This is a genomic window from Streptomyces sp. NPDC059853 (assembly GCF_042731495.1).
Classification (GTDB): domain Bacteria; phylum Actinomycetota; class Actinomycetes; order Streptomycetales; family Streptomycetaceae; genus Streptomyces.
In genome coordinates this window covers 25,129-36,481 of record NZ_JBHWJL010000018.1, presented here as the reverse complement: position 1 = coordinate 36,481, position 11,353 = coordinate 25,129, and the positions used below count along the sequence as shown (strand labels likewise).

The following is an 11,353-nucleotide window of genomic DNA, read 5'->3' as shown; positions in this document are numbered from 1 at the left end:
CGCCCGCCCCGACCAGCCGAAGTTCACCCACCGTCGCACCGGCGAGCTGGTCGACCCACTGTTCGCCGTCCGGGCCCTGCGTCGCGTAACCCCAGGCGCCGGACTCCGCGTTCAGCTGCCAGAACGACCAGTACGTGTAACTCGCCGCCCACGCCTGTGTCGCGGGGACGCACAGCAGCAGGACCGCCCCGAGCAGTGCCAGCGCCCGGCGCACGTTACGCGTCCGCCTTGCCGGAACCGGAGCCGGAGCCGGAGCCGGAGTCAGCGCCGGAACCGGGGCCCGCCTCGCCGTTCCGGGGCCGCGCCGAGCGGCGCACGCTCAGGACGACGCCGATGCCGATCCCGACGGCCAGCCCGATGAGGATCACCCACACCAGGGACCCCGAACCGCCCTCCTCCGAGGACGACGCCGACTCGGTGGCCGGGCCCGCGCCCTCCGGCGCCGGGCCCAGCAGCGACAGCTCACTGATCAGATCCGTGCCGCCGAAGCCCTCCGGCGCCGCGCCGACCGCGTGCGCGGCGAGCACCAGGGTGCCCACCGCCGCCGGGTTGGCCGCGTAGTCCGGCCAGTCGCCGTGGTGTTCGCGCAGCCAGCCCAGGACGGCCTCGGCCGTCTCCTGCTCACCGGCCGCCGCCAGCGCGATCACCGCACGGGCGGTCGAGCCGAAGTCCGGCTGCTCCTCGGCCCCCGGGAACGCGGTGACCAGAGGCTGCTCGCCCGCCTCCAGCCGCGCCGTGAGGTACGCCGCGCCGGCCGTCCCGGTGGTCTGCGGGGTGACGTCCCCGACCGGCTGGTCGCCGTCGCACGCCAGCGCGCCCGCCGGCACCTCCGACTCCTCCCCGCCCTCCTGCTCCTGTCCCTGGTCCTGCTCCGTGCCGCCGTCCTGCTCCGTGCCGTCGTCCGGGTTCGCGCCGTCGTCCGGGTTCGCGCCGTCGGCCTCGTCCGTCCCGGCGGCGTCCGGCGTCACCAGCAGGCCCGCGCCCTGGAGCGCCAGCACCACGTCCACCGTCGCCGCGTCGTTGACGAACAGCTCGCCCGACTCCGGGTCCGGCTGCCACGCGAACCCGCCGCGCTCGGCCGCCGGTGCCGTGCAGCCCAACTGGAGCCCGGTCAGCGCGTCGTAGGGGCCCGACCCGTCGCGGGTGACCTCCGCCGGGTCCGTACCGGCCGCCACCAGCGCGCCGACCACCACCGCCGTGGAGCTGGCGTCGCTCGCACCACCCGGGTTGTAACTCCAGCCGCCGTCCGCGTTCTGCACCCCGGCCAGCCAGTCCACCGCGTCGCCGACCACCTCGTCGTGCCCGCCGAGCGCGGCCAGCGCCTGCACGGCGACCGCCGTCGCGTTCGAGTCGGACAGGGTCACATCCCCGCAGTCCTGCTCCTCCGGCTCGGCGCGGTACGCCTGGAACGAGCCGTCCGCGCACTGCTGCCCCGCCAGCCACTCGACGGCCTCGGTCGCCGGGGTGTAGCCCGCCGCGTTCTGCGCCAGCAGCGCGATCGACTGCCGCCACACCCCGTCGTACTGCGGGTCGGCCGCGCCGAACAGGGCCTCCGGCAGGGCGTCGTCCGGCGAACCGGGCGCCGCCACGGCACCCACGGGCGTGGCGAAGACGATCGCGGCGGCGCCGGCCAGAGCCAGGGCGCCACGGCGTGGGCGCGTCAGATGCATGTGCGGGATGCCTTTCTGCGTACGGTCGGCCCACTCTATCCGCCCGGTTTCCGCCGCTTTCCCGCCCGTCCGCGCCCCACTCACCGGCCCCCACGTGGCGTTCATCACCTTCCCCGGCACCCGCCCGCCCCGGCGGGGCAAGCTATCTTCTTTCGGAACCTGCTGACTTACCCATGGGTAGCCGCTTGACGGAGGGGGCCGGGCGTGACCACCGCTGAGGCCGGCGTCGCCGGCACCGACCGCCCACTGAACATCGCGCTGCTCACCTACAAGGGCAACCCGTTCTGCGGCGGCCAGGGCGTGTACGTACGGCACCTGTCCCGCGAACTCGCCGCGCTCGGCCACCGGGTGGAGGTCATGGGCGCCCAGCCCTACCCCGTGCTCGACGCGCTCGGCGACGGCGTCACCTTCACCCCGCTGCCCAGCCTCGACCTGTACCGGCAGCCCGACCCGTTCCGTACCCCGCGCCGCGACGAGTACCGCGACTGGGTCGACCGCCTCGAATACGCCACCATGCGCACCGGCGGCTTCCCCGAACCGCTCACCTTCTCGCTGCGCGCCCGCCGGGTACTCGCCGCCCGCCGCGCCGACTTCGACGTGGTGCACGACAACCAGACGCTCGGCTACGGGCTGCTCGGCCTGCCGGAACGCACCGGGCTGCCGCTGGTCACCACCGTCCACCACCCCATCACCGTGGACCGCCGCCTCGAACTCGCCGCCGCCCCCACCCGGGCCCGGCGCCTGTCGCTGCGCCGCTGGTACGCGTTCACGCGCATGCAGAAACGTGTCGCCCGCCGGCTGCCGTCCATCCTCACCGTCTCCGGCTCCTCCCGGCAGCAGATCATCGACGACCTCGGGGTGCGCCCGGACCGGGTGCGGGTCGTGCCCATCGGCGCCGACACCCGGGTCTTCCACCCCGACCCGGCCGTCCCCGTGGTCCTCGGCCGGATCGTCACCACCTCCAGCGCGGACGTGCCGCTCAAGGGCCTGGTGCATCTCGTCGAGGCGCTGGCCAAGGTCCGCACCGAACACCCCGCCGCGCACCTCGTCGTGGTCGGCTCCCGCCCGCAGCCCGGCGGCCCGGTCGCCGAGGCCATGGACCGCTTCGGCCTCGGAGAGGGTTCGGGGGCCGTGGAGTTCGTCAAGGGCATCAGCGACACCGAACTCGGCGACCTGCTGCGCGGCGCCGAGATCGCCGCCGTCCCCTCGCTGTACGAGGGGTTCTCGCTGCCCGCTGCCGAGGCCATGGCCACCGGCACCCCGCTGGTGGCCACCACCGGCGGCGCCATCCCCGAGGTCGCGGGCCCGGACGGCGAGACCTGTCTGGCCGTCCCGCCGGGCGACGCGGGGGCGCTGGCCACGGCGCTCGGCCGGCTGCTGGCCGACGGCGCGCTGCGCGCCCGCATCGGCGCGGCCGGCAGAGAACGGGTGCTGGCCCGCTTCACCTGGCGGCAGGCCGCCATCGGCACGGTCGAGCGCTACCGCGCCGCGCTCGACGCCCGTTCCTGAACCCGGCTGGACTGCCCGCCCCGGCCCGGCTCCGCACCGGCGTGCCGGAGGTCCCCGGGCGACCGGCCACCGACCGTACCGACCGCTCACCGACCGCACCGACCGTACCCACCGCACGAGCACGACCACCGCAGCAGAACGCACCACCGCACGGAACAACAACAGAAGGAGCCACCCGGTGCTGACCGTGGACTTCACCCGCTTTCCGCTCGCACCCGGGGACCGGGTCCTGGATCTGGGCTGCGGCGCGGGACGGCACGCCTTCGAGTGTTACCGGCGCGGCGCCCACGTCGTCGCGCTGGACCGCGACGGCGAGGAGGTCCGTACGGTCGCCGGCTGGCTGGCCGCCATGCGCGAGGCGGGCGAGGCCCCGGCCGGCGCCGCCGCCGTGGCCGTCGAGGGCGACGCGTTCGCGCTGCCGTTCGCCGACGAGACGTTCGACGCGGTCATCATCTCCGAGGTCATGGAGCACATCCCCGACGACCGGGGCGTCCTCGCCGAACTCGTCCGGGTCCTCAAGCCCGGCGGACGCATCGCCGTCACCGTCCCCCGGTACGGCCCCGAGCGGGTCTGCTGGGCGCTCAGCGACGCCTACCACCAGGTCGAGGGCGGCCACATCCGCATCTACCGGCCGCGCCAGCTGCTCGCCCGCATCCGCGAGGCCGGGCTGCGCCCGTACGGCAGCCACTGGGCGCACGCGCTGCACTCGCCGTACTGGTGGCTCAAGTGCGCCTTCGGCGTGGACAACGACAAGGCGCTGCCGGTGCGCGCGTACCACAAGCTGCTGGTCTGGGACATCATGAAGAAGCCGATGGCGACCCGGATCGCCGAGGACGTGCTGAACCCGCTGATCGGCAAGAGCTTCGTCGTGTACGCGACCAAGCCCCGCCGCCCCCGGCAGGTGCGCGCGTGACGGGCCGGGAGCCGGACACCGAGCGCGGCGCGGGGACCGGGCGGCTCGCGCTGCCCGGGGTGCTCACCGCCGAACAGGCCGCCCGTACCGCCGCCGCCATCGCCGCGCTCCAGCGCGCCGACGGCGCCATACCGTGGTTCCGGGGGCACCACCTGGACCCCTGGGACCACATCGAGGCCGCGATGGCCCTGGACGCGGCGGGCGACCACGGGCGCGCCGCCGCCGCGTACGACTGGCTGGCCCGCCACCAGCTGCCGGACGGCTCCTGGTACGCCGGGTACGCGGACGGCGACGCCGCCCGGCCCACCGACCGGGGCAAGGAGACCAACTTCTGCGCCTATGTGGCGGTCGGCGTCCTGCACCACTATCTCGCCACCGGGGACGAGGAGTTCCGGGACCGGATGTGGCCCGTGGTGTACGCGGCGGTGGAGTTCGTCCTGGCGCTCCAGCACCCCGGCGGCGCGATCGGCTGGCGCCGGGACGCGGACGGCACCCCCGCCGAGGGGGCGCTGCTCACCGGCTGCTCCTCCATCCACCAGGCGCTGCGCTGCGCGCTGGCCCTGGCCGAACAGCGCGAGGACCCGCAGCCGGACTGGGAACTGGCCACCGGGCGGCTGGGGCACGCGCTGCGTCACCACCCCGGGCAGTTCCTCGACAAGTCCGCCTACTCGATGGACTGGTACTACCCGGTGCTCGCCGGGGCGCTGCGCGGGCCCGGGGCGCTGGCCCATCTGGACGCGCGCTGGGCGGAGTTCGTGGTGGACGGGCTGGGGGTGCGGTGTGTGTCCACCAACCCGTGGGTGACGGGCGGCGAGAGCGCCGAACTGGCGCTGGCCCTGTGGGCGGCGGGCGACAGCGAGCGGGCGGCCCGCGTGCTGCGCTGGATCGGCCATCTGCGGGCGCCGGACGGGCTGTACTGGACGGGGTACGTGTACGCGGACCGGACGATCTGGCCCCGGGAGCGGACCGCCTGGACAGCCGGGTCGGTGCTGCTCGCGGTGGCCGCGCTGACCGGCGAACCGGCGACGGACGCCGTCTTCGGCGGGGCCGGGCTGCCGCGCGGGCTGGAGAGCGGGGAGTGCTGCGGGCCGGCCTGAGCGGCGGCGCGTGAACGGACGTCCGGAGCGAGGGAAGGCGGGCGGCCCCCGGCCCGGCGCGGGGAACTGGGGGTGGCCCGGACCCGGCTGCGGGAACGACAGAGGGCGGCGGGCCGTTGATGGCCCGCCGCCCTCAGCTGTCGCGTCCGCCAGACCGGTTCACCCGGGCCGACTCAGCCGCGCTGGATCCCGGAGGTGTCCTGGAGCACGCCGCGGCGGCCGTCCTGGGTCTGGGCGACCAGCGCCTGGCCGCGCTGCTCGACCGCCAGGTACCAGGTGCCGGGGGCCAGTTCGGCGACCGGGGTCGGCGCGCCGTTCTCGTCGTACAGCGGGCGGGCGGCGGGCACCGCGAACCAGAACGGCTGGAAGTTCGGGTCCGGCGCTGGCTGCGGGGCGGCCTGCTGCTCCACGCCGCTCACGCCGGGCTGCGGGGCACCGTAGACGGGCTGCTGCTGGGAGCCCGGGCCGGGGTAGCCGTAACCGGGCTGCGGCTGGCCGGGCTGCGCGCCGTACGGCTGCGGGTGGCCGTAGGCCGGCTGCGGGGCGGCCGGGCTGCCGGCCGGGATGAGCGGGGCCTTGAACGCGGGCACCAGCTGGCCCAGGATCGCACCGGCGGCCATGGCCAGGCCCGCGATCAGGGAGATGATCGCGCCCGGACCCATGTCCAGCATCTCCTTGAGCCCCACGGGGTTGGCGAAGATCACCCAGAGCGCGGACCAGCCGGCGAAGACGGCGAGCGCGGTGCCCCACTGGTCGAGACGGAGACCCGCGACCTCCTTGCCCTGGAACTGCGGGGCGAAGCGGGCGGCCGCGATCAGCCCGGCCGCGACGAAGCCGGCCAGGAAGACGGAGGGCAGCACGGGGAACCAGAAGTTCGACCAGCCGCTCTTGCCGCTGCCGCCGCCTCCCTTGGGCGTCCAGTAATCGAGGAACGAGGCGATGAAGAGCAGGACCGCTGCTCCGAAAATTACTGCATCGCCTCGGGTGAGCGAGCGGTTGTTCACGTCAGATCCTTCGTCGGTCTTGTCGGTCTCGTCGTCATGGTCTGGTCAGACACTAGGCGGGCCCATCGTACGGATGAACCCTGCCGCCGGTCCGAGGGGTGAGCTGATCTGTTTCCCAGACGGCACGCTTGTGATGTTGTCGTGACTTTCCCCACAGCGTCCGACCGGAACATCCTTCTCCCTGGTCAGAGGCGGTCGGGAACGGTCCGCCGCAGCACGCGCAGCGACCGGTGTTCCGAGACCTCCGCGAAGGCCCCCGAGTCCACCGCCCGCCGCCAGATCCGGAACGGCGCCTGTCCGCCGTCCGCCGGATCGGGGAACACGTCGTGGATGACCAGCAGTCCGCCCACCGCCAGCTGCGGTACCCAGCTCGCGTAGTCCTCCGCCGCCTGGGCGTCGGAGTGCCCGCCGTCGATGAACACCAGGCCGAACCGCCCGCCGCCGCCCCCGCCCAGGGCGCGGGCCGCGCGGGCGGAGCCGCCCACGACGGCGACGACGTGCTCCTCCACCCCGGCCTCGGCCAGGGTGCGGCGGAAGAGCGGCAGGGTGTCCATCCGGCCCGGCGCGGCCGGGTCGGCGGTCGCCGGGTCGTGGTACTCCTCGCCCGGCTGCTGTTCCTCGCTGCCCCGGTGGTGGTCGACGGTCACCGCGACCGTGCCGGCCGCGCGGGCGGCGTCGGCGAGCAGCAGGGTGGAACGCCCGCAGTAGCTGCCGATCTCCAGCAGCGGCAGCCCGGTCTCCCGGGCGGCCGCCAGCGCGGCGGCGTGCAGCGCGCGGCCCTCGTCCGGTGGCATGAAGCCCCTGGCCCGCCCGAAGTGGTCAAAGATGTCCGTGGCGTCGGCCACATCATCCCCCTACGGTCCCCGTCGCCCGCCCCCGCGAGCTTCCGTGGGGCACCATGCTGCCCTATCGCGCCGACAGCCGCCCCCCGGGGTCGGGCTCGGGGGCCGGGCGGGAACGGGGCACGGGGCGGCCGCCCCGGTCAGTCGGTACGGGCCAGCGGGGAGTGGTGCAGGGGAACCGGCTTGGTCACCGCGGGCGGCGACGGCGGGACGGACGGGGCGTACGGCGGCCCCGCACCCGGCGCGGCCCCCGGCCCGGCCGTACCGCCCACAGCACCGGTGCCGTCCCACGGCAGCGCCGCCTCCGGCGTCGGCCGCAGCGGCTGCGGCTCGGGCACCGGCACGGCCACCCGCGCCAGCCCCCACGGCAACTCCTCGGTCGTGTACGGCAGCAGCAGCTCACCGCCCGCCGTCCACCGCCCGACCCCGGCCAGCCAGCCCTCCGGTGCCGCTATCGGCTGCACCTCGCGCTGCTGCGCCCGCCACACCGCGACCCATCCCGCGCCGACCTCGGGCGCGGACAGCCACAGCGCCACCGCGCACGCCTCCGGGGTGAGCATCTGCCCCGGCTGCACCGCGAACGGCCTTATCGTCACCCCGTCCGGATGCAGCGCCTCCGGGAACCGCACCGGCAGCCGGCTGCCCAGCACCCCCCACCCCAGCCGGTCCTCGCCCGGGGCGTCCGACACCACCAGCAGCAGTCCGCTGTCCGGATCCGCCATCAGCAGCCGGTCGTTGCTGTGCTCGGTGATCCGCAGCAGTTCACTCGGCGGGCCGCCCGCCTCCACGTCCACCGTCACCGTCCTGGTGTGCCCGGTGGCCGGGTCGGTGCGGTCCAGCGCCAGCAGCCGCCCGCCCGCGTCCAGCCAGGCGCCGCCCGCGCAGTGACCCGGCACCCGGGCCACCAGCTCCGGGCCGAACGCCCCGCCGCACACCAGCCACAGCGCCGTCTCACCGGCCGACCCGTCCGGCACCAGCGCGTACACCCGCGCCCCGTCGGGGGCCGGCGGCAGCAGCCGCAGCGGTACCGGCGACTCCAGGGCGCCCAGGGGCAGTTCGCCGGTCTCGGGACCCGAGGGGTAGAGCAGCGCCAGGTGGTAGTGGCCGTCCGCGTACCGGGCGATCAGCACCCGGCCGTCCGCGAGCGGCTGCACCGGACTGCCCGGTTCCTCCGGCTGGCCCGCAGGCAGGGGTACGGCGTACGGTTCGGGTCCGTCCAGGGTCCAGCGCTCCGCGTACCAGGCGTCCCCGGCCGTGCCGGGAGCCCGTACCAGCCGGGCGGCGTACGAACCGTCCGCCGCGATCGACAACATGAAATCGCTCACCTCCAGGCCAGGACGGTAGATTTCGCGCGCCGACCGAACAACCCGCCGTGCTCCGCTTCACGCATAAGGGTGACGCAGTGGGGATTCCAAGATCAACCCGGCCCCGGGTGTGCAAGAGGCCGGAGCACACCCGAAACCGGGCGGGCGCGGGGCCGGGTAGCCTGAGCGCGTGCCGCCCGTACTCTCCGATGTCATCGCCGCGCTCGACGCCCTGTGGCCGCCCGCACTCGCCGAGGACTGGGACGCCACGGGCCTGGTCTGCGGCGATCCGCAGGCGCCCGTGAGCCGGGTGCTGTTCGCCGTCGACCCGGTGCGCGAGATCGCCGAGGAGGCGATCGACACCGGCGCCCAGCTGCTGATCACCCACCACCCGCTGTATCTGCGCGGCACCACCACCGTGGCCGCCGACACCTTCAAGGGCCGGGTGGTGCACGAGCTGATCAGGCACGACGTGGCCCTGTTCGTCGCCCACACCAACGCCGACCGCGCCGACCCCGGGGTCTCCGACGCGCTCGCCGCCGCCCTCGGACTGCGGGTCACCGGGCCGCTCGTCCCCGACCCCACCGACCCGGCCGGGCGGCGCGGGCTCGGCCGGATCTGCGTCCTGGACCCGCCGCTCGACCCCGAGGCGTTCGCCCGCCACGCCGCCCAGCGGCTGCCCGCCACCGCGCAGGGCATCCGCCTCGCCGCCGACCCGGCCGCGCCCCAGGGCCCGATCCGCACCGTCGCGGTGTGCGGCGGCAGCGGCGACAGCCTGTTCGGCGCCGCCCGGGCCGCCGGCGTCGACGCCTACCTCACCGCCGACCTGCGGCACCACCCGGCCTCCGAAGCGCGCGAACACACCGGGCTGACCCTCGCGGACGCCGCGCACTGGGCCACCGAGTGGCCCTGGTGCGAGCAGGCCGCCGCCCAACTCGACGCGGCCGCGCGGCAGCACGGCTGGGAGCTGAGCACGCACGTCTCGCGCCGCGTCACCGACCCCTGGACCGTGCAGGCACCGTCCGTCACCACCGACACCACCCCGGGAGCCCCCAACTGAAAGCCTCGCCCGTCGATCAGATCCGGCTGCTGGACGTCCAGGCCCTGGACGTCCGGCTGACGCAGCTCGCCCACCAGCGCAAGAACCTGCCCGAGCACGCGGAGATCCGCGCCCTGGAGGGCGAACTCACCCAGGTGCGCTCCCTGCTGGTGGCCGCCCGCACCGAGAGCAGCGACACCGCGCGCGAGCAGGCCAAGGCCGAGGCCGACGTGGACCAGGTGCGCAAGCGCGCCGCCCGCGACCAGGAACGGCTCGACTCCGGCCTGGTCACCAACCCCAAGGACCTCTCCAACCTGCAGAGCGAGATCGCCTCCCTCGCCCGCCGCCAGGACGACCTGGAGACCGTCGTCCTCGAAGTCATGGAACGGCAGGAGGCCGCCGAGGCCCGCGCCGCCGAACTCGCCGCCTCCGTCACCGCCCTGGAGACCAGGGAAGCGGAACTCACCGGACGCCGCGACGCCGCGCTGGCCGAGATCGGCACCGAGGAGGAGGGCATCCGCAAGCAGCGCGAGCAGCTCGCGGCCGACGTCCCCGCCGATCTGCTGAAGCTGTACGACAAGCTGCGCGAGCAGCAGGGCGGCGTCGGCGCGGCCCGGCTCTACCAGCGCCGCTGCGAGGGCTGCCGGCTCGAACTGAACATCACCGAGGTGAACGAGGTGCGGGCCGCCGCGGCCGACGAGGTCGTGCGGTGCGAGAACTGCCGCCGCATCCTGGTCCGTACGCCCGAGTCCGGCCTGTGAGCCGCCGGTTCGTCGTCGAGGCCGACGGCGGCTCCCGGGGCAACCCGGGGCCGGCCGGCTACGGGGCGGTGGTACGGGACGCGGCCAGCGGCGAGGTCCTCGCCGAGACCGCCGAGTCGATCGGGACGGCCACCAACAACGTCGCCGAGTACCAGGGCCTCATCGCCGGACTGCGCGCCGCCCACGCCCTCGACCCGGACGCCACCGTGCTGGTGCGGATGGACTCCAAGCTGGTCGTGGAGCAGATGTCGGGCCGCTGGAAGATCAAGCACCCCGACATGCGCCCGCTGGCCATGACCGCACGCGACATCTTCCCGGCCGGCGCCGTGCGCTACGAGTGGATGCCGCGCGAGCGCAACAAGCACGCCGACCGGCTGGCGAACGAGGCGATGGACGCGGCGGCCAAGGGCCGCACCTGGCAGCCCGAACACTCCCGCGCCCTGGACGCCGAACCCTCCGCGCGCACCGGCCCCGAGCCCACCACCGCCCCGGTGGTCGGCTGGGGCGAGCAGACCGGCGGCACCACCTTCGTCCTGCTGCGGCACGGGGAGACGGCCCTGACCCGCGAGAAGCGGTTCAGCGGCAGCGGCAGCACCGGCGACCACGACCCGGAGCTGGCCCCGGCCGGGCTGCGGCAGGCCGAGGCGGCGGCCCTGGCCCTGGAACGGGCCCCGGACGGCCGCCGGATCGACGCCATCGTCGCCTCCCCGCTGCGCCGCTGCCGGCAGACCGCGCAGGCCGTCGCCGACCGGCTCGGCCTGGACGTCCGCATCGAGGCGGGGCTGCGCGAGACGGACTTCGCGCAGTGGGAAGGGCTGACCTTCGCCGAGGTGCGGGAGCGGTACCCGCGGGACCTGACGCAGTGGATGTCCTCGGCGCAGGCCCAGCCCACCGGCGGCGGCGAGAGCTTCACCGCCGTGGCGCGGCGGGCCGCGGTGGCCCGGGACAAGATCATCGCCCGATACGCGGGGAAGACGGTGCTGCTCGTCTCGCACGTCACGCCGATCAAGTCGCTGCTGCGGCTGGCCCTGGCGGCGCCGACCGAGGCCATGTTCCGCATGGAACTGTCCCCGGCCGCGCTGTCCGTGGTGACGTACTACAACGACGGCAACGCCTCGGTACGGCTGTTCAACGACACCGGCCATCTGCGCGCCGCCGCGGCGGACGGCGCGGCCGGCCCGTACTCGGGGGCCCCGGCCTGGCGGTGAGCCCGC

The 11,353-nt window shown here is 75.2% G+C and carries 10 protein-coding genes and 1 pseudogene; 6 read left to right on the top strand and 5 right to left on the bottom strand.

Annotated features, from left to right (window positions below; all coding sequences use genetic code 11):
• A pseudogene (locus tag ACFV5N_RS03775) lies at window positions 1-214 on the bottom strand (hypothetical protein); the annotation flags it as partial.
• 1 nt (window position 215) lies between these two features.
• On the bottom strand, window positions 216-1,670 hold the full coding sequence (locus tag ACFV5N_RS03770; RefSeq protein ID WP_385593601.1) for a prenyltransferase/squalene oxidase repeat-containing protein: 1,455 nt from the start codon (window positions 1,668-1,670) through the stop codon (window positions 216-218).
• Window positions 1,671-1,874: 204 nt separating this feature from the next.
• Here ACFV5N_RS03770 and ACFV5N_RS03765 point away from each other — a divergent pair, with 204 nt between their 5' ends.
• The 3 genes from ACFV5N_RS03765 to ACFV5N_RS03755 all read left to right on the top strand — a co-directional run bounded on the left by ACFV5N_RS03765 (window position 1,875) and on the right by ACFV5N_RS03755 (window position 5,189).
• Entirely contained in the window at window positions 1,875-3,179 is a 1,305-nt protein-coding gene (locus ACFV5N_RS03765; protein ID WP_385593599.1) for a glycosyltransferase family 4 protein, read from the top strand.
• A gap of 178 nt (window positions 3,180-3,357) precedes the next feature.
• Complete coding sequence (locus ACFV5N_RS03760) at window positions 3,358-4,092, top strand: class I SAM-dependent methyltransferase (RefSeq protein ID WP_385593596.1); 735 nt, start codon at window positions 3,358-3,360, stop codon at window positions 4,090-4,092.
• Window positions 4,089-5,189 carry a prenyltransferase gene (locus ACFV5N_RS03755; protein WP_385593593.1) on the top strand — a complete coding sequence of 367 codons (1,101 nt, stop codon included), beginning with the start codon at window positions 4,089-4,091 and terminating at the stop codon, window positions 5,187-5,189. Before ACFV5N_RS03760 ends, ACFV5N_RS03755 begins: the two co-directional genes overlap by 4 nt.
• 173 nt (window positions 5,190-5,362) lie before the next feature.
• Here ACFV5N_RS03755 and ACFV5N_RS03750 read toward each other — a convergent pair whose 3' ends face one another.
• The 3 genes from ACFV5N_RS03750 to ACFV5N_RS03740 form a co-directional block, all read right to left on the bottom strand.
• Window positions 5,363-6,193: a hypothetical protein gene (locus tag ACFV5N_RS03750; protein WP_385593590.1), complete on the bottom strand. Its 831-nt coding sequence runs from the start codon at window positions 6,191-6,193 to the stop codon at window positions 5,363-5,365.
• A gap of 185 nt (window positions 6,194-6,378) precedes the next feature.
• Entirely contained in the window at window positions 6,379-6,987 is a 609-nt protein-coding gene (locus ACFV5N_RS03745; RefSeq protein WP_385593607.1) for a class I SAM-dependent methyltransferase, read from the bottom strand.
• Between the two features lie 188 nt (window positions 6,988-7,175).
• Entirely contained in the window at window positions 7,176-8,348 is a 1,173-nt protein-coding gene (locus ACFV5N_RS03740) for a hypothetical protein (RefSeq protein WP_385593587.1), read from the bottom strand.
• Window positions 8,349-8,529: 181 nt separating this feature from the next.
• On the opposite strand from ACFV5N_RS03740, the gene ACFV5N_RS03735 reads away from it, so the two are divergent.
• Genes ACFV5N_RS03735 through ACFV5N_RS03725 form a run of 3 tightly spaced genes read left to right on the top strand, consistent with a single transcriptional unit; the run spans window position 8,530 to window position 11,347 of the window.
• A complete protein-coding gene (locus ACFV5N_RS03735) occupies window positions 8,530-9,399 on the top strand; it encodes a Nif3-like dinuclear metal center hexameric protein (RefSeq protein ID WP_385593585.1) in 870 nt (289 codons plus the stop codon).
• Window positions 9,396-10,139, top strand: a complete 744-nt coding sequence (locus tag ACFV5N_RS03730; protein ID WP_385593604.1) for a zinc ribbon domain-containing protein — start codon at window positions 9,396-9,398, stop codon at window positions 10,137-10,139. Before ACFV5N_RS03735 ends, ACFV5N_RS03730 begins: the two co-directional genes overlap by 4 nt.
• The gene (locus ACFV5N_RS03725) at window positions 10,136-11,347 is read left to right on the top strand and encodes a bifunctional RNase H/acid phosphatase (RefSeq protein ID WP_385593582.1); all 1,212 of its coding nucleotides are present in this window, start codon (window positions 10,136-10,138) and stop codon (window positions 11,345-11,347) included. Before ACFV5N_RS03730 ends, ACFV5N_RS03725 begins: the two co-directional genes overlap by 4 nt.
• Window positions 11,348-11,353: the final 6 nt, after the last annotated feature.

What these genes read in the sequence shown, in the direction of transcription:
- ACFV5N_RS03745 (WP_385593607.1), bottom strand. Translation starts at nt 6,987, where the DNA reads ATGCCACCGGACGAGGGCCGCGCGCTGCACGCCGCCGCGCTGGCGGCC.
- ACFV5N_RS03770 (WP_385593601.1), bottom strand. Translation starts at nt 1,670, where the DNA reads ATGCATCTGACGCGCCCACGCCGTGGCGCCCTGGCTCTGGCCGGCGCC.
- ACFV5N_RS03740 (WP_385593587.1), bottom strand. Translation starts at nt 8,348, where the DNA reads ATGTTGTCGATCGCGGCGGACGGTTCGTACGCCGCCCGGCTGGTACGG.